The organism is Sutcliffiella horikoshii, from assembly GCF_021991925.1.
Taxonomy (GTDB): domain Bacteria; phylum Bacillota; class Bacilli; order Bacillales; family Bacillaceae_I; genus Sutcliffiella_A; species Sutcliffiella_A horikoshii_F.
The window spans coordinates 191,020-207,824 of record NZ_RXZI01000001.1 but is presented as its reverse complement, the minus strand read 5'-3'; the positions used below and the strand labels follow the sequence as shown (position 1 = coordinate 207,824).

Genomic DNA, 16,805 nt, shown 5'->3' with positions numbered 1-16,805 from the left:
AATCTTTTTGAATGAAGTTGAATTTCCAAACAAAAAGGACTCCGCGAGGGAGTCCTTTTCTATTTGGCTAGCATTATTTTGTAACGTTAGCAGCTTGAGGTCCACGAGCACCTTCAACGATTTCGAAAGAAACTTCTTGACCTTCTTCTAAAGTTTTGAAACCTTCGCCTTGGATTGCGGAGAAGTGTACGAATACGTCGTCTTGACCTTCAACTTCGATGAATCCAAAACCTTTTTCTGCGTTGAACCATTTTACTTTACCTTGTAACATGTTTGTTCCTCCTTGTGGTTTACCCACGTAAATATTACTATTCTTGCTCTTTCAAACACTTCAAGACGAAAACGTGTTTCTGACTTTCCATATTCACGAACAAAAATAATAGTTTAATAATAACAGGTGCCTATCATTTTTTCAAGGTTTTAACCAAACAATTCATACAATTCCATTAAATTCTTTAAAAAATCTGATAATGGTAATTAAAAAATCTTTCCAAAAAACTTATTGACAATATTCCTACCATCTTGTTATGATTTTCATCAAGTAATAATTTTCACACAATTTTATACATTCACAATTTATTAATTGTGATCTCTTATCAAGAGCAGGTGGAGGGATTTGGCCCGATGAAACCCAGCAACCGACCGTAATACTGTTGTGAGACAGGGCGTTACACATTTGTGGACGCCGAACGTAATCGTTCGTAAGGCACGGTGCTAATTCCAGCAGAAATTATTTCTGGCAGATAAGAGGGGAGAAGTCTACTCTTCAAGCCTCTTTCTTATGGAAAGGGGCTTTATTATTGAAATAAACGCCCCGCTCAAAATTTTCACGATAAATGATGACTCGGGGGTAAAAATATGACGATTACTGCAACAACAAACTATGAACCATTAACGGAAGCAACAGCCGTATCATTGGCAAAGGACCTAGAATTTTTCAAGGAAGGAGCACTTCTGCACTGTCAAGAGATAGGTGACGGGAACTTGAACCTTGTATTTCACATCAAAGATGAAAACAATACAGGGATCATTATCAAACAGGCACTACCTTATGCCAAAGTTGTAGGAGAAAGCTGGCCCCTCACCTTGCATCGTGCCACAATCGAAGGGAACTACTTGAAAAATGCTGCAGCACTTGTCCCTAACCTAGTTCCGAAAGTCTATTATACAAACGAAGCATTGGCCATCACGATCATGGAAGACCTTTCCCATCTAGACATCGCAAGAAACGGTTTTATTCAGGGCATGGACTATCCCCTCATATCCAAACACATTGGGGAATACTTGGCCAAAACGTTATTCTATACGTCAGATTTCGGTTTGAACCAACAGGAAAAGAAGATTCTGCAACAACAATTTTCCAACCCGGAACTTTGTAAAATTACAGAAGACCTTGTGTTCACAGACCCATTTTTTGATAGTAAGACAAACAGTTATGAGCCAGAACTTCAAGGTGCAGTGGAAGAAATTTGGAAGGATGATACCCTTAAACTTGAAGTTGCGAAATTGAAATACAAATTTCTAACAAATGGGGAGGCACTTCTTCATGGAGACCTTCATACTGGAAGCATATTTGCCAACGAAATCGATACGAAGGTAATTGATCCGGAGTTTGCTTATTTTGGACCTATTGGCTTTGATGTTGGTCAATTCTTTGCGAACATTTTACTGCAAGCCATCACCAGATCAAACGATGAAAGAGGCGATATTACCGCCCATCTACACCAAGTGTGGGAAACTTTTATCTCTATTTTCTCTAACCTTTGGAAAACGTCCAGCGTAGAGCAGTTGTCCACAACTCCAGGGTATCTGGATTATGTACTAAAGAATATCTTTGCAGAGGCAGTCGGTTTTGCAGGATGTGAAGTGATCAGGCGCACCATCGGGTTAGCGCATGTAGCAGATCTTGACACCATCCAGCCTTTCGCCAAGCGTATTCTAATTAAGCGAAAGGCGCTGGAGCTTGGAAGATTACTAGTCTTGGAGGCAGCAAATCTCAAGAACACAAAAGAGATAGAGACTTTATTGGAAAATGTATTAAAGGAGATTAAATGACTTATGACTGTTACAACTGGCCTTCCACTTTCTGTGGAGTGGAAGGATACATCTATCCGTTTATTAGATCAACAGAAACTTCCCCATGAAACCGTGTTCATTGACCTGAAGACCCTTGACGATGTTTATGATGCCATCATCACTTTAAAAGTAAGGGGGGCACCCGCCATCGGGATAACTGCAGCTTACGGACTTGCACTTGCTGCAAATTCCTATGAGACTGAAAGACTTGATGATTTTCACTCACTATTGAAAAAGGATAGGGACTACCTAGCTTCCTCGCGCCCCACTGCAGTAAATTTATTTTGGGCACTTAACAGGCTGGTGCAAGTCTCCTTAAAAGCATCTTCAGTAAATGAAGCGAAAACGAATCTAGTTCATGAGGCCATTCAAATTCAGTTAGAAGATGAGACAACTTGTCGATACATCGGAGAGCATGCCCTCACCCTTTTTCAAAAGAATGATAAGGTCCTTACGATATGCAATGCTGGGTCCATTGCAACGGCAAGGTATGGCACAGCATTGGCTCCCTTCCACCTTGCAAAGGAAAAGAATATCCCAATCAGTGTATTTGCAAGTGAAACAAGGCCTGTTCTCCAGGGAGCACGCTTAACTGCATGGGAGCTACAACAATCGGGTGTGAATGTCACTCTGATCACGGATAACATGGCTGCCCATACTATCAAAACCAAAGGAATCAATGCCATCATTGTTGGCGCAGATCGAATTACAGCCAACGGCGATACGGCAAATAAAGTCGGAACCTACAGCCTTGCAATACTAGCAAAATCCTTTGGTATCCCTTTTTATGTGGCAGCTCCCTTATCCACCTTTGACCTTTCGAAAAAGACAGGCGAAGAAATTGAAATTGAAGAAAGAGACCCAAAGGAAATCACCCACCTTGGAGGCAAATCGATTGCCCCAGATGGCATATCTGTCTTCAATCCAGCGTTTGATGTTACACCAAATGAACTGATTACCGCAATCATAACCGAAAAAGGAATCATCAAAGGCAACTATACCGAAGCCATTCCAGCCTTATTTGAAAATTAACATAACAAAAGGATCCATTATACTTATGAGTACAATGGATCCTTTATTATTTGGCCCACATTTCCCTAGGATTGAGTTCGTAAATACCCGCTTCCCGATACATATAATGATTAATGATAAATTCCCTTCTAATCGTCGCATAATCCTCATGAAACTGTTTGATATGCTCATTTATTTCCTTTTCACTATACTTTTTCCCCATCTCCAAATCTTTCACAATGTGCTCAAAAATAATTAATTTCTTTTTCCTTTGTGCTGGGATGGTTTTTAATGTACCGTCCTTCGCTAAGAAGTTTTGCAGGACCTGCTCCCTTTCCTTCCGTTCTTCCATTGTTTTCTCCCCCTTGCCACTTCTACTTAAAACAATATATAAGCCTTCATGGTGTATCTCCAAAGCCTTCTGATTTAAATAGTAATAGACCGTATTTTTCTCCCTTCTTTCATAAACCGCACTTATTTCTTTTAGCTTCGATATGTGATGGGAAACAGTAGGTGGTTTTACACCTAACCTCTCTGCTAGCTCTTGTCCACTAAGAGGCTCCTCCTCCGATGCCAATAGTACCAACAGCTTGATTCTTGTCTTATCCCCCATCACCTTATAAAAATTCACAAGTTTATCCAGTTGCATTATTCCACCACCTCCACCAAATTTTATCACCATCTAATTAGATAATAATCTAATTAAAATTTCTTTTCAACCCTTTTTTCTCTTTTTTTAAAATGGTCTCTTTATCTTGTTCACTGATGACATTTAACTTTGTTAATACTTCTGTGTAAAAAATGAGTTTGTTCGATTTCCCCATTTTTATCATCTCCTGTTTTGCCCTTGAGCAACTTTTTTTGTCTTAGTAAATTATATGAAACAAAACAAGGGTTGATACAGCTTAACCGTATGAACACAAAAAAAAATACGATAGAATTAAATCTACCGTACAAATTTCTATACCAATACACCTTCTAGCTTTAGCAGCTCTTCTTTTATCCCTATTTTATCACCGGCATATCCAACCAACGCTTTATTCTTCCCAATGACACGGTGGCATGGTATCACGATCGGTATAGGGTTTCTGCGGTTTGCCTGTCCAATAGCCCTAACCGCCAACGGCCTATTTATCTCTTTTGCTATGTCTTGATAGCATTTCACTTCGCCATATGAAATATTGCTCAGTGCCTGCCAAACCTCCAGCTGAAAATCTGTCCCGTTCATTTTTAAGGGTACATCAAAGTTAGATCGCCTTCCTAGAAAGTACTCCTCCATTTGATTGGTCACAAGCTTGCATATTGGATGATCCGGATCTGACACATACCTTTGACCAATAGACTCCAGTTTCAGAAAATCATCATCAAACTCAATCTTTATAAGGTACTCTTCATCGCATATTATAAAGATTTTACCGATTATTGTATTCAGGCTACTATAATAAAACATAATCGTTTCCTCTCTTATTAAGCTGATATCAAGATATTAATCAATGTACTGTAGGTGTTCCGATAGGCAACCTTATGTGGAAGGTCGTGCCCTTTCCTAGCTCGCTGCTCACCTCAATGGTACCATTGTGCTCTTCTACTATTTTATAGCTTACCATAAGCCCAAGCCCTGTTCCACGGTCCTTCGTGGTATAGAACGGTTCGCCAAGCTTCTTTAGCTTATCTTCGGGTATACCGATTCCTTCATCCCTAATGGATATGAGTACCTGTTCCCCATCCTCTTTTGATAGCGCCACAGAAGCTGTACCACCTTTTGGCATCACTTCTATTGCATTTTTTAGTATATTGATAAAAACCTGTTTTAATTGATTCGGTTCACAATAGATATCAGGTAACCCTTCTTCAATGGATGTGACGAATTGGACATTGTCAAGCGACGCCTGGGCACTTAACAGGTCGAGTGTCTCTTTCATGATTACCGTGACACTCTTGCGTTGATAGGAAATTGCCTGGGGTTTGGCCAATACAAGAAACTCGGTAATGATGGATTCTATCCTTTTTAATTCAGAGGTGATCACATCGAAATACATCGCATACTGGTCTTCATTCATGCTATTTTGCAAGAGTTGAATAAACCCTTTTAATGCTGTCATCGGGTTTCTTATCTCATGGGCGATACCTGCCGCTAGCTCTCCTACCACTGTAAGGGTGTCGGACTTTCGTAGCTGATCCTCCATCTCTCTTTTTTCTGTGATATTTCTGAAGATGGTCATGTGTAAACCTTCAATGACATTTTTCTTAGCGGAATATTCAATAATTTGCATGCCAGTCTCATCTTCGAGACAAACTTCGCCACTTAGCTCTTCGCTATTCGGGCAATCCTTCCAGTGGCTTTGGAGGTCCTGGAACTGCTCATGCTGTAGATAGTAGTGAAGATAGTTCGCAACTAACTCTTCTTTTGGAAGCTTCAGTATTTTGCTGGCATTCGGGTTTGCATCAATGATGTTACACTTGTTATCCCACAAAAGGATACCATCCATCGCGTTATCAAAAATCTTGCGGAACTTTTGTTCACTTTCCCTCAGGTCCTTTTCCATTTTCCTGCGTTCACTGACATTACGGAAGATAATCATATTAAAACCATCAATGATGCCCTTATTTGCTGTAAATTCTAGGAGCTTCTTCTGACCATTCGGCATATGAAACTCCAGCTCTTCCCTGATTTCACCATTGGCTACAAACTGTTTCATGATGGAAAACACTCTTTTACTATGTCTTGGAACAAAACAGTGAAGCTTGGAATGTATCAGCTCATCCAATGGAAGTTCAAATGCCCTGCTTGCAGCTGGGTTTGCACGCATGATTTCTCCACTGTTATCTACCAGTACAATCGCATCCAAGGCATGCTGGAACATTTCCCTGAATCTCTCTTCACTCTTCTGAAGCTGAAGCTCCATATTACGTTTTTCCGTCACATCCCTCATGATGGCAAGGTAATAATCATCATAGATGTTCGCAGTAATCGTCACTTCAAATGTTTTCCGTTCCCCTGTGTGAAGAATAACCGGCAATTCCCCTCTCACCCTGCCATGATTATCAAGAAGGCTCCAGATTTTTTTCATCTTGTATTGGAAATCCTCTTCTACAAAATCATCAAGCTTGGACTGGAGAAGGTCTAATTTCGGCATGGCAAAGTTTGAACAAAAAGCGGGATTCACATCTATAAAATACCCTTCCTTATCAAACACAACAATACCATCCACCGCCCGATTTATTACATCATGATACATCTGCTTGCTCTTATTCGACTCTTTCTCTAGCTTCTTCTTCGCGGTAATATCACGGATGATGCATATGTCCAATCCGCTCTCATCAGGGTTCCGAACTGCTGAGTATTCCACATACTTTATCGTTCCATTGTCTAGTCGCACAACCAATTCATTTTTCAATTCCCCTAATTCATCCAATTGTGCTTCTTGAAACTCCACTTCTTCTTTGGACATCAAATCAAGAAAGTCATGCAATTTACGACCTAATAGACCTTCCCTTGATAGTTCAAAAAGCTCGCAAGCCTTTTGATTGACCTGAAAGAATTCCACATTTTCATTGAACAATATAATGGCATCATTGGCATGCTCAAATGTAAGTTGCAGAAATCTATTTTCCTTTTCAAGCTTGTGAAGTTTGTTTGTCAGAGTCTCTATCTCTACCTCCAACTTTTTGGTCTCTTCCTTTACCATGTGTTGGATCATAACCTTCCCCCACTTATCATTTATTTTTTCTTCCCATATTTTAAATAATTATTTTTTTAAAAACGCGGCTGATATATCCCGCACTATAGGTCTTTTTTCAGAGGTGTTTTGTTGAATGTAATAAAAACGCACTTCTGCTCTAAATTAAATTCTACGTTTCTCCCCTTAAATCCTTTCTTCTACATTTAACGCAATAAAAAAGTCATTTCAGAAATCTTTTTGTAATATTTACTACTTTCCTGTTGATAATGGAAAGGAGAGGGAAATTTTGCTAGCGGTACAAAATATCCTGCAAACCATGACTCCTACATTTTAATTAGGCTCTCTTCTAAATAATTGTAGCTTTTCACTAGTAAAAAGTCGGAAATTGGACTTTTTACTGCTTACTTACTCTAGATATGCACGTAGCATATTTAGTATTGCAGGGAAAAGAGCACGACAGTAAGGAATATAACGGTCACTTTAAAAATTTTCCAAAGCAACAAAGTTTACGAAAATAGCCTTAAATTATGATAAACTGTATTAGTTATAGAATTTTTTCACTAGGAGTATGATGGATTTACCATGAAAATAATCGCGTCAACCTTAAATGCAAAATATATCCATACCAACCTTGCTATTCGTTATTTGAAAGCTTATGCAGCACCAGAATACAAAGTAGATTTAGCCGAATATACCATCAAAGACCCTGTCATGAATATAGTATCAGACTTGATCCAAAGAAAGCCTGATGTCATAGGATTCAGTTGTTATATATGGAACATAGAAGAGACAATCAAAGTTATGAGCATGTTGAAGAAAATCAACCCTGAGTTAACGATTGTCCTTGGTGGTCCTGAAGTGACATATGACGTGACAGAGTGGCTCGACCGCCTGACAGACGTCGATTTCATTGTTCTTGGGGAAGGCGAAATGACGTTCAAACAACTTTTACAAGAACTAGAAGGTGAAGGGAACTTCGCTAGCATCAGCGGTTTGGCTTATCGTGAGGGCACTGAGAAAAAGATATCCCCTCAACGAAACAAAGTGGATCTGAAGGAACTCCCTTCTCCTTATCGCTTTGAAGAGGACCTGGCACAGCTGGGGAAGCGAGTGACCTACTTTGAAACGAGCAGGGGCTGTCCGTTCAGCTGTCAATTCTGCCTATCTTCTATAGAAGTAGGCGTACGGTATTTTGACCGTGAAAAAGTAAAAGAGGATATTCGCTTCTTGATGAACAACGGAGCAAAGACCATCAAGTTTGTGGACCGCACCTTCAACATCAGTCGCAGTTATGCCATGGAAATGTTCCGTTTCCTGATTGATGAGCATCTACCGGGAACCGTCTTCCAATTTGAGATCACCGCTGATATCATGCGACCTGAAGTCATCGAGTTCTTAAATCAGGAAGCTCCTGCCGGCTTGTTCCGCTTTGAGATCGGTGTACAATCAACCAATGATGCGACTAACGAACTCGTCATGCGAAAGCAGAACTTCTCGAAACTATCTCGTACTGTGACCATGGTCAAGGATGGAGGAAAGATCGATCAACATCTTGACTTGATTGCAGGTTTGCCGGAAGAGGATTACCACTCATTCAAGAAAACATTCAATGATGTATTTGCACTACGTCCTGAAGAACTTCAACTTGGCTTTTTGAAGATGCTACGGGGAACGGGGCTTAGAATTCGCTCTAAAGAGCATGATTACATTTATATGGACCATGCCCCATATGAGATACTCGGCAACAACATATTGAGTTTTGATGACATCATCCGCATCAAGCAGGTGGAGGACGTTCTGGAGAAGTATTGGAATGACCATAGAATGGATGCTACTGTTGAGCATCTGGTTTCAGGAGTATTTGAAACGCCATTCGATTTCTTCCAAGATTTCGGATCGTATTGGGACAAGCAAGGCTGGTCCAGAATCGGTCATCAATTGGAAGATCTGTACAAACGACTTTATGCCTTTTTACAAGAGGAAGATGTGGCAACGCTTGGTGTTGTAGAAAGTTTGATGAAATATGATTACTTGCGCCACCAGAAGTTCAAGCCCCGTAAACCATGGTGGCAGGACCGTCTGGATAAAGACGTTCGTACCGGCATCTATAAAGAGATCGTAAAATCCCCCGATTTGATGGGTGAAGCATTTACGAAGCTGCAATTAAATGAAAAAGAACTATATAAACATACCATGGTCGAAACCATCCATTTTGACTTGTCCCTCTACCTTGAAAAAGGACAAATCAGGGAAAAAGAAAATTTTGTTCTTGTCTACTTCAATCAGACTACAAACAAAACAGAGATCTTCCCCATCTCTTCAGAAAAAAGAAAAACTGCCAGCTGATTTCAGCTAGCAGTTTTTCTTTTTATCTTTTTTGTTTTTCTTGATGTTCGATTCAATTGCATTTTCAAAAGCTTTCGCAGCATTAGGGTCACCGAATTCAGGACCGAATTCTTCTTTCAAGCTGTCATGTGAAATCGCATGATCCTCTTTGTGTGCCTGCTTCTGTTTTTTCTTTTTTGTATGTTTATCCATCTTATAAATCCCCCTTACTTCCCTTGTCGACCTTTTTTGGAATTGCGGTTTGCACCGCGAATCATATCCTCTTGTTGATATTCAGCAGAAAACTCCGTATCCGGCAAGCTTTCCTTCGGTGTTTTGTTATTGTTTTTCGCTGCATCGTGGGCAACTTTTCTCTTTGCCATTTCTATCACCCCCATGACAGTAGGTTGCCCCTATGTCATTTTTCACATTCTTCATAGGCAATTAAAACAATTTCCTCCCCGATTTCCTCCCGTAATTTTTGCTCATATTTCGAAATCTGTTCGAGCTTGTCTTCTGAAAGGTGTGCAATCTCAAATTTCTTTGTCATTTGATCCTTCCTCCTTTTTCTTGGTACATACTTATTTATTTTAAAGAAATGCTAAAACTATACATCCCGCGGAGGTGAAAGGTATGAAAGAAAAAGATCAAACACCGGAAGTACCTTATATGGAGGAAACGATGCCACATCAAATCAACTCCCCATCTTTCAAAGGCTCCAATATGAAAATGCAACCACCATTTGTCAATGAACATGGAGTCATTATCGGAGACAGCAAATACAATTCCGAAAAATCGCCCTTAAATAATTGGAGCGACGACATCGACCCCGCAATCATGGCAGGGGATCAATGGGTACATCCAACAAATGATATCGGATGGAATTCAGCTGAAAACCGGGAACTCGTCGAGAAATCAAAAAAACCTCAAGGTGTCCCCTTTACCCACCCTGATAAAGATGTGAGCTATGGTAGAGATTGAAGAATAAAAAAAGTTCCTTTGGGGGTCAGACCCCCAAAGGAATTTCCGCTTTAACGTCGAAACCCGCCTATTTATAGGCGGGGTCTCATTACAAAGAAGGATGATGGTTTTACTTGCCCCCTGTGAAGGAGATTCCTTTTATGAAATAGCGGTTAAAGAATCCGTAGATGAGCAGTACCGGGAGGGTGAATACCATGGACGCGGCCATAATGTAGTTCCAGTAGCTGATGTATTGGCCTTTGAACGTGTTCAATCCTAGTGGTAAAGTGAACATCGAAGGATCCGACAGAATGATCAACGGACGCATAAAGTCGTTCCAGAATCCCATGAATACAAATATTGCCTGGGCTGCTAGGGCTGGTTTCGCCAAAGGAAGCACAATCTTAAAAAAAGTACCGAATCTACTAAGCCCATCCATTTCTGCCGCCTCTTCCAATTCTTTCGGGAAGTTGATGAAGAATTGCCTCATCATAAAGATAAAAGTCGCATTAATCATTGCGGGTACGATCATGCCTTGATAGGAATTTAGCCACCCCAATTCACGAAGAATCAAGTAGTTGGGAATCATTGTTACTTGTGCAGGAATCATTAGGACTGCAAGAACAATGATAAACAACGTTTTCCGTCCTGGAAAACTGAGCCTCGCCAGGGCATACCCTGCCATTGAGTTGAATAACAGGTTCAAGGAAGTGCCCGCCAATCCGATAATCAAGCTGTTCAACAGCCAACGAGGGAATAGCTCCTGTTCTAAGAAAATCTGTTTATAATTATCAAAAGTGAAATTTCTCGGTATGAAATTGATCGTCCCACTAACGATTTCTTCTAACGTTTTAAAGGAAGAAGAGACTGCCCATATAAATGGAACAAGGGTAATAACCGCATACAGGACGAGAATACCATATAAAAATGCTTTACCGATACTAAGCTTCTTCTTCATGATGCAGCCCCCTCAATATAGAGATTCTTCTTTGGAAAATTTTCGTTGCAATAATGTTGCGACCAGTATAACAAGGGATAGCATAACAGCAATAGCTGCAGCATAGCCCATGGTCCCCAGGCTCTTGAAGGCATACTGATAGATTAATAACACAACTGTCAATGTAGAGTTATCAGGTCCGCCAGATCCCCCTGAGAAAATGAAGGACTGATCAAACAGCTGGAACGTCCCGATCAAGCCCATGATGACAACAAAGGATGTCACCGGACGTAAGTTTGGTACCGTAATATATATAAACTTTTTGAAAGCATTTGCCCCATCCAATTCTGCCGCTTCGTATAAAGATTCAGGAATGTCCTGGAGGGCAGCAAGGTAGATGACCATAAAGAACGGTGCCGTAGCCCAGATATTCATAATCATGATTGCTATTAACGCTACACTTGGATCTCCTATCCAGTTATAAGTGGGGAGTCCGACAGCGGATAGAATTTCATTTACCAATCCATTCTGATTGTACATCCACATGAAAATCAACGTTAATACTGCAGATGATGTTAATGTCGGAAGGAAGTAGACAATCCGAAAAATACTTTGCCCTTTCAAGCCCGCGTTTAGCGTTGCAGCAAGAATGAGTGCAAGCAGTGTTTGGATGGGCACAACGATGATGACATATTTAAAAGTATTCCAAAGAGCCCGTAAAGCCCGTCCATCGTCCGTTATATTTGTAAAATTGCTCAATCCTACAAATTGATATGTCGCCGTACCTAATAGCTGTACCTTATGGAAAGATAAGAAAAATGCATAAATAATAGGACCGATAATAAATAATGCCAATACAAAAATGGTTGGGGCCATAAAAGAATAACCTTGTGTAGCCTCTCGTAGTGACCTCTTTGAATAGGTACGTTTTTTCTTCATTTTTTTCACTCCTTTTCCCTTCCAAGAGTTCTTTTTATCTACATGAACTCTTTCTAAAGAAGAAAAATTTATCTTTTCTTCTTCACAAAGAAGTCAGTAGAGACTTCACAAATCAAGTGCAAGGCTGTCCATCTCTAACTAAACAGACAGCCCGGCACATGGCATTCCAATAAATCTATAAGCAAGAATTACTCGCCAATTTCTCTGTTTGCTTGCTTTTCAGCTTCTTTTAACGCTTCATCTAGTGGTCGCTGTCCAAGGAAGGCAGATACAAATTGGTTGTTAAAATTATTCATGATTGTCGGTAGGTTTACACCATTAGCCCATACCGTTGCGTAGGATGCACCAGAAACAAGTGCTGCTCGTTTTTCATCTTGGTCAAAGCCAAGTTTTTCTGCTACAGACTTCCTAGTAGGCAATGCAAACCCTTTGGACGTCCATATTTCCATACCTTCAGGGCCAGTAAGGAACTCAATCAACTTCCATGATGCTTCTTTTTTCTCAGATCCTGCATTCATAACGTAGGAAACCGTATAAGCCATCGTGTTTTGTTCCCCATTGATTGTTGGAAGTTCCGCAGTTCCATAATCGACATTTGGGAATGTATCCTCTAGGAAAGGAATTGCCCAGTTCCCCTCGATTACCATTGCCGCTTTTTCCTGACCGAACATTTCCCCACCCCAGTTTGCACCTACATCAGTAGCTTGTGCGGCAGTTTTATCTTCATTGCGTTGGTCGATAATGGGTTGTAATGCTTGAATTACTTTGTCATCTCCAAAGTTTGCTTTACCATCTTTCACCACTTCTCCACCTAGTGATTCTGCAATGTAGTACATTCTCGCAAGTTCGGGTGCCACTCCAAGGCCAACTACACCATCTTTCGTCAACTCTTTGGAAACTTCTCTGACTTCATCCCATGTAGTTGGAACTTCTACACCGGCTTCTTCGAACATCTTTTTATTGTAAAATAATGCAAGAGTTGAATAGTCCTTCGGGAATCCATATGTCACGCCATCCTTTTGGAAAGCTTCCAAAAGCGGTTGTTCAAAATCTTCCACATCAAATTCTTCTGTCACATAATCATCAAGTGGCTCAAGTACCCCTGTTTCAATCAGGGCCGGGGCTTCAAAAGCATCCAAATAGAAGACATCTGGTGCTTCTCCACCAATAAGACGGGTTTTCATTACATCCATATACTGATCAGAAATGACTTCATGCTTGACTTTAATATTAGGGTTGTTTTCTTCAAAAGCATTCAAGGCTTCTTTTAATAGACGGGTCTCAGATGGATTCCCCCCCCAACCGGCTAGGGTGATTTCCACATTATCACCGGAACCCTCAGAAGAACCGCTGCTTCCACCGCTACAACCTGATAACACTCCCCCAACAAGCATTGTCGTGACACCTAATGCTGCCAACCATTTTTTTGCTTTCATCTTAATACCCCTCTTCCTCTTACTTTATTTTAATAGTGGGAAAAACTAATTTTGCACCACTTCATAACCAGTAGTGTTTTCCTTGATGGTAACCTCCACATTTCCATTCGAGTTTCTTACAGCAGTAATAGATAAATGGCCTTTACCGATTTTAACTTTCTCCACTTCCAATAAATCCATCCCATTTGGAAATACCGGTGACAATACTATTTTCTCTTCCAATGCATCTGGGAAAAGACCTAAAATTGTTTGTACCATTACAAGTGGTGTCCCCGCGGCCCAAGCCTGCGGTGAACATGCAACGGGATATTTGACCGCTTTTCCTACTGAACGGTCGTACCCACAAAACAGCTCCGGCAAGCGATCATACTCGAAGTGGTCTGCTGCTTCAATAAGCCCTTCAATGACGACATTTGCAGATTCTTGCTCTTTGATTTTTGACATTCCAAGCAATACCATACTGTTGTCATGTGGCCAGATACTTCCGTCATGATAACTCATCGGATTATAACCCGCTTCCCCAGTTCCCATCGTACGGATGCCAAATCCTGAGAACATTTTAGGGGAGATAAGGGTTTCGATGACCGCTTTCGCTTTCTCCTCATCCAACATCTCCGAGAATAGTACATGTCCGGGATTGGATGTTATGGTTCCTACCTGCTGCTTATCACGGTCTAAGGCAATCGCATAATAATTGACGTCTTCCATCCAGAACTCTTCATCAAATTTAAACTTAAGCTTTTGACTTTGTTCTTTTAATGCTTCCGCCTTATCTGTTTTGCCAAGCTTGTCATAGATTGAAGCCAAGCCCATTTTCGCTTGGAAAACATACCCTTGAACTTCGGAAAGGGCAATTGGGGTGGTGGCATAATCTCCATTGCGATGGACGATGGAATCTCCTGAGTCCTTCCACCCTTGATTGGCAATCCCTTTACTCGCTTCCTGGTGGTATTCCACAAACAAATCTCCATCTCTATCCCCATACTGGTCTATCCAGATTAATGCAGCTTCGATGTTTGTTTCCAGATCCTTTACCACTTGAAGGTCTCCGGTCCATTTAACATACTCTGTCAAAAGAATTAAGAATAGTGGAGTGGCATCGATTGTTCCATAATATGGTGTGAAGGGAATTTGCTCGGTAGTCGCTAGTTCCCCAAAGCGAATCTCGTGCATAATTTTACCTGGCTGTTCATCCCGCCAAGGATCTACTTTTGTCCCCTGTTTACTAGCCATAGTGTAAAGGGTTCCTTTGGCCACTTCCGGTTGGAACGCTAACATCTGAAGAGCGGCAATCAGACTATCTCTTCCAAAAGGAACACCAAACCAAGGCAACCCTGCAACCGGGAACTTCCCGTATCCAAGATCGGTCAATAACACGCGTAAGTCCCCCAACCCTCTGTCCACCAAACGTTGTAACGGGAGACAATCTGTGTTCACCTTTGTGATATCTGTATTCCAGCCATTATAGGACTTCTTTAATTTCTCCAAAGCCTCAGGTGCGGATAGGATACTATCTTCCACTTGCTCTCCATGTTGTGGTTGCACCTTTAACGTGATTGTCTGCTCTTCTTCGTGCTTCAACTCGAAATGGAATTGAAGAGCACCTGATTCTGGATCTGTTGATTTTGCTTCCTTGTCCCATTCAATGTAAGTCCGACGTGAAAGATTATCTGCTCCTTCGTAATGGAACGTCAACGACTTTTCTTCCGCTGTCTGGCCGGTTCTTTTCCCTATATCACCATTCTGAAAACCACGGACAATAAACATATCCGCAAAATCCACATCCAAGTGTACGCTTAAATCAAAACTTACATTTTTAGGGAAATAGTTCTTAACTGTCATCGTTTCATAGAAAACGTCATTGTAGATGAAGCGGGTACGCTTGATTTCCACTGACTCCCTCCATAAAATAAGCTCTCCGTCTCTTTCCATATGAGGGTTTGTCATGAGAATTGTCGCCATATAGTTATCTGCTGCATCTGAGTGCAGTAGAATAGGCTCCTCTCCATTGATCTTTACATCCAGTTTGCTTAAGAACCGGGTATCCTTTGTATATAACCCCAAGCCGTATGGGTGATTTTCTGGGATATTCCCATTCTTATCTGTAAGAAGAAACAAATCATTTTCTTTTATCACTCTATAATCCATCGTTGTACCTCCTAGGCTATAATGTACCCGAAACGTTTTGGTTTTTCACTAAACTTCTAAACCAACTAAATGATTTGCAAGTTCTTCACTTTCCAAAACGTTTCGGAAATTCTGGTTGTAAAAAAGCACTCGTATAGTGCCTTATTTATGTTGACTCTCTTATGATGAGTTTTGTGTCAATAATTCGTGCGTGTGATTTTTCTTTTCCTTCCAACATATCAATCAGAAGAATCGCCGCTTCATGCCCTAGATTAAATTTATCCTGACGAATAGTCGACAAGCTTGGATTAGAATAAGATGCCAGCGTAATGTCATCATATCCTATCACTGCAATATCTTCAGGTACTTTTTTTCCGATTGCCTTCACTGCTCGCAGAACACCTAATGCCATCAGGTCACTCGCACAGAAAACGGCTGTAATTTCTGGATTGTCAGCTAAAAGCTCCATTGCCACTTCTTCCGCCACTTTTTCTTTGAAATCACCATTTCTTACCCAATCATGTCGGAATGGCAGATCCTGCTCATTGATAGCTTCAAGATATCCTTGCAATCGCCTCATGCTTACATCCGCTTTCTCATGTCCGTTTATCATGGCAATATTGGTATGTCCTCGTTCTATCAAGTGGGCCACAGCTTTCTTGGCACCTTCCACATTATCTGTGGTAACATAGCCGACAGTATCAGACTCCTTTGGAATATCTACTAGCACACAAGGGATATCGCTCTCCACTACCTCTTGCAAATAAGGATCATTCGTCTTGATTCCTTGTAAAATAACCCCATCCACCCGTCTTTCCCTACAAAGCTGGGTGTATGTCTTTTGACTCTGCTTTGTGGATGTTGTGCTGAAAAGTACCAAGTCATAGTCTGAATTCGCTGAGGCTTCATTGATTCCACATAGAACCTCGAAAGTGAAATTATCTTTAACGCCTTCCCTGTTCATATCAGATACAAGGAGTCCTATCGTTTTGGACTTTTTCATCACAAGGCTTCTGGCAACCGTGTTGGGACTGTAATTCAATTCCTTTGCTACTTCTTCAATTCTTTTCTTCGTTTTTTGATTAACATCAGAATAACCATTTAGTGCTCTTGAAACGGTTGTGACAGAAACACCAGCCACTCTTGCTATATCTTTTATCGTTGTCATGGCACCCTCCCAAAACGTTTCGGAAAACTTCTTACAAGAAGATTAACATGAGTTTGGAAGCGATTGCAATATGTTTCTTATAAATTCTTTTAATTTTATTGAAAATAAAAGAGAGACCCTCGAGTCTCTCCTTTATGACGTAT

17 protein-coding genes and 1 riboswitch are annotated in these 16,805 nt (G+C 40.8%); of the genes, 4 read left to right on the top strand and 13 right to left on the bottom strand.

All coding sequences use genetic code 11. The features are described from left to right. Positions 1 to 73: 73 nt before the first annotated feature. Positions 74 to 271 carry a cold-shock protein CspD gene (gene cspD, locus EKQ44_RS01025; RefSeq protein WP_010192350.1) on the bottom strand — a complete coding sequence of 66 codons (198 nt, stop codon included), beginning with the start codon at positions 269 to 271 and terminating at the stop codon, positions 74 to 76. Between the two features lie 319 nt (positions 272 to 590). After that, positions 591 to 750, top strand: a riboswitch (SAM riboswitch). Positions 751 to 858: 108 nt separating this feature from the next. Between cspD and mtnK the strand changes: the two genes are divergently transcribed. Further along, the gene (gene mtnK / locus EKQ44_RS01020; RefSeq protein WP_237661666.1) at positions 859 to 2,055 is read left to right on the top strand and encodes an S-methyl-5-thioribose kinase; all 1,197 of its coding nucleotides are present in this window, start codon (positions 859 to 861) and stop codon (positions 2,053 to 2,055) included. A gap of 3 nt (positions 2,056 to 2,058) precedes the next feature. Then, entirely contained in the window at positions 2,059 to 3,108 is a 1,050-nt protein-coding gene (gene mtnA / locus EKQ44_RS01015) for an S-methyl-5-thioribose-1-phosphate isomerase (RefSeq protein WP_237661665.1), read from the top strand. Positions 3,109 to 3,154: 46 nt separating this feature from the next. On the opposite strand, the gene EKQ44_RS01010 is transcribed toward mtnA, so the two are convergent. The 4 genes from EKQ44_RS01010 to EKQ44_RS01000 all read right to left on the bottom strand — a co-directional run bounded on the left by EKQ44_RS01010 (position 3,155) and on the right by EKQ44_RS01000 (position 6,788). Next, the gene (locus tag EKQ44_RS01010; protein WP_237661664.1) at positions 3,155 to 3,736 is read right to left on the bottom strand and encodes a DUF2087 domain-containing protein; all 582 of its coding nucleotides are present in this window, start codon (positions 3,734 to 3,736) and stop codon (positions 3,155 to 3,157) included. 49 nt (positions 3,737 to 3,785) lie between these two features. Continuing rightward, positions 3,786 to 3,911: a hypothetical protein gene (locus EKQ44_RS21375; protein WP_269151510.1), complete on the bottom strand. Its 126-nt coding sequence runs from the start codon at positions 3,909 to 3,911 to the stop codon at positions 3,786 to 3,788. Between the two features lie 137 nt (positions 3,912 to 4,048). Further along, positions 4,049 to 4,537 (bottom strand): methylated-DNA--[protein]-cysteine S-methyltransferase, encoded by a 489-nt coding sequence (locus tag EKQ44_RS01005; RefSeq protein WP_237661663.1) that lies wholly within the window; start codon positions 4,535 to 4,537, stop codon positions 4,049 to 4,051. Positions 4,538 to 4,577: 40 nt separating this feature from the next. After that, entirely contained in the window at positions 4,578 to 6,788 is a 2,211-nt protein-coding gene (locus EKQ44_RS01000) for a PAS domain-containing sensor histidine kinase (protein ID WP_237661662.1), read from the bottom strand. A 564-nt stretch (positions 6,789 to 7,352) separates the two neighbouring features. On the opposite strand from EKQ44_RS01000, the gene EKQ44_RS00995 reads away from it, so the two are divergent. Beyond that, on the top strand, positions 7,353 to 9,116 hold the full coding sequence (locus EKQ44_RS00995) for a B12-binding domain-containing radical SAM protein (protein ID WP_237661661.1): 1,764 nt from the start codon (positions 7,353 to 7,355) through the stop codon (positions 9,114 to 9,116). Between the two features lie 6 nt (positions 9,117 to 9,122). Here EKQ44_RS00995 and EKQ44_RS00990 read toward each other — a convergent pair whose 3' ends face one another. From EKQ44_RS00990 to EKQ44_RS21370, 3 genes are read right to left on the bottom strand one after another with little or no spacing between them, the layout of a single operon-like run. Then, positions 9,123 to 9,308, bottom strand: coding sequence for a hypothetical protein (locus EKQ44_RS00990; protein WP_237661660.1), 186 nt, complete (start codon positions 9,306 to 9,308; stop codon positions 9,123 to 9,125). 14 nt (positions 9,309 to 9,322) lie between these two features. Continuing rightward, the gene (locus EKQ44_RS00985; RefSeq protein WP_207556271.1) at positions 9,323 to 9,478 is read right to left on the bottom strand and encodes a hypothetical protein; all 156 of its coding nucleotides are present in this window, start codon (positions 9,476 to 9,478) and stop codon (positions 9,323 to 9,325) included. A gap of 35 nt (positions 9,479 to 9,513) precedes the next feature. Continuing rightward, positions 9,514 to 9,645 carry a hypothetical protein gene (locus tag EKQ44_RS21370; protein WP_269151509.1) on the bottom strand — a complete coding sequence of 44 codons (132 nt, stop codon included), beginning with the start codon at positions 9,643 to 9,645 and terminating at the stop codon, positions 9,514 to 9,516. Positions 9,646 to 9,728: 83 nt separating this feature from the next. Here EKQ44_RS21370 and EKQ44_RS00980 point away from each other — a divergent pair, with 83 nt between their 5' ends. Beyond that, on the top strand, positions 9,729 to 10,076 hold the full coding sequence (locus EKQ44_RS00980; protein ID WP_237661659.1) for a DUF3905 domain-containing protein: 348 nt from the start codon (positions 9,729 to 9,731) through the stop codon (positions 10,074 to 10,076). Between the two features lie 109 nt (positions 10,077 to 10,185). Here the strand turns inward: EKQ44_RS00980 and EKQ44_RS00975 are convergent, their stop codons facing one another. The 5 genes from EKQ44_RS00975 to EKQ44_RS00955 form a co-directional block, all read right to left on the bottom strand. Next, on the bottom strand, positions 10,186 to 11,013 hold the full coding sequence (locus tag EKQ44_RS00975) for a carbohydrate ABC transporter permease (RefSeq protein WP_237661658.1): 828 nt from the start codon (positions 11,011 to 11,013) through the stop codon (positions 10,186 to 10,188). Positions 11,014 to 11,025: 12 nt separating this feature from the next. Continuing rightward, the gene (locus EKQ44_RS00970) at positions 11,026 to 11,931 is read right to left on the bottom strand and encodes a carbohydrate ABC transporter permease (protein ID WP_237661657.1); all 906 of its coding nucleotides are present in this window, start codon (positions 11,929 to 11,931) and stop codon (positions 11,026 to 11,028) included. Positions 11,932 to 12,119: 188 nt separating this feature from the next. Further along, complete coding sequence (locus tag EKQ44_RS00965; protein WP_237661656.1) at positions 12,120 to 13,367, bottom strand: ABC transporter substrate-binding protein; 1,248 nt, start codon at positions 13,365 to 13,367, stop codon at positions 12,120 to 12,122. A 45-nt stretch (positions 13,368 to 13,412) separates the two neighbouring features. After that, complete coding sequence (locus EKQ44_RS00960) at positions 13,413 to 15,515, bottom strand: amylo-alpha-1,6-glucosidase (protein WP_237661655.1); 2,103 nt, start codon at positions 15,513 to 15,515, stop codon at positions 13,413 to 13,415. Positions 15,516 to 15,660: 145 nt separating this feature from the next. Beyond that, entirely contained in the window at positions 15,661 to 16,662 is a 1,002-nt protein-coding gene (locus EKQ44_RS00955; protein ID WP_237661654.1) for a LacI family DNA-binding transcriptional regulator, read from the bottom strand. Positions 16,663 to 16,805: the final 143 nt, after the last annotated feature.

What these genes read in the sequence shown, in the direction of transcription:
- cspD (WP_010192350.1), bottom strand. Translation starts at nt 271, where the DNA reads ATGTTACAAGGTAAAGTAAAATGGTTCAACGCAGAAAAAGGTTTTGGA.
- mtnK (WP_237661666.1), top strand. Translation starts at nt 859, where the DNA reads ATGACGATTACTGCAACAACAAACTATGAACCATTAACGGAAGCAACA.
- mtnA (WP_237661665.1), top strand. Translation starts at nt 2,059, where the DNA reads ATGACTGTTACAACTGGCCTTCCACTTTCTGTGGAGTGGAAGGATACA.
- EKQ44_RS01010 (WP_237661664.1), bottom strand. Translation starts at nt 3,736, where the DNA reads ATGCAACTGGATAAACTTGTGAATTTTTATAAGGTGATGGGGGATAAG.
- EKQ44_RS21375 (WP_269151510.1), bottom strand. Translation starts at nt 3,911, where the DNA reads ATGGGGAAATCGAACAAACTCATTTTTTACACAGAAGTATTAACAAAG.
- EKQ44_RS01005 (WP_237661663.1), bottom strand. Translation starts at nt 4,537, where the DNA reads ATGTTTTATTATAGTAGCCTGAATACAATAATCGGTAAAATCTTTATA.
- EKQ44_RS01000 (WP_237661662.1), bottom strand. Translation starts at nt 6,788, where the DNA reads ATGATCCAACACATGGTAAAGGAAGAGACCAAAAAGTTGGAGGTAGAG.
- EKQ44_RS00995 (WP_237661661.1), top strand. Translation starts at nt 7,353, where the DNA reads ATGAAAATAATCGCGTCAACCTTAAATGCAAAATATATCCATACCAAC.
- EKQ44_RS00990 (WP_237661660.1), bottom strand. Translation starts at nt 9,308, where the DNA reads ATGGATAAACATACAAAAAAGAAAAAACAGAAGCAGGCACACAAAGAG.
- EKQ44_RS00985 (WP_207556271.1), bottom strand. Translation starts at nt 9,478, where the DNA reads ATGGCAAAGAGAAAAGTTGCCCACGATGCAGCGAAAAACAATAACAAA.
- EKQ44_RS21370 (WP_269151509.1), bottom strand. Translation starts at nt 9,645, where the DNA reads ATGACAAAGAAATTTGAGATTGCACACCTTTCAGAAGACAAGCTCGAA.
- EKQ44_RS00980 (WP_237661659.1), top strand. Translation starts at nt 9,729, where the DNA reads ATGAAAGAAAAAGATCAAACACCGGAAGTACCTTATATGGAGGAAACG.
- EKQ44_RS00975 (WP_237661658.1), bottom strand. Translation starts at nt 11,013, where the DNA reads ATGAAGAAGAAGCTTAGTATCGGTAAAGCATTTTTATATGGTATTCTC.
- EKQ44_RS00970 (WP_237661657.1), bottom strand. Translation starts at nt 11,931, where the DNA reads ATGAAGAAAAAACGTACCTATTCAAAGAGGTCACTACGAGAGGCTACA.
- EKQ44_RS00965 (WP_237661656.1), bottom strand. Translation starts at nt 13,367, where the DNA reads ATGAAAGCAAAAAAATGGTTGGCAGCATTAGGTGTCACGACAATGCTT.
- EKQ44_RS00960 (WP_237661655.1), bottom strand. Translation starts at nt 15,515, where the DNA reads ATGGATTATAGAGTGATAAAAGAAAATGATTTGTTTCTTCTTACAGAT.
- EKQ44_RS00955 (WP_237661654.1), bottom strand. Translation starts at nt 16,662, where the DNA reads ATGACAACGATAAAAGATATAGCAAGAGTGGCTGGTGTTTCTGTCACA.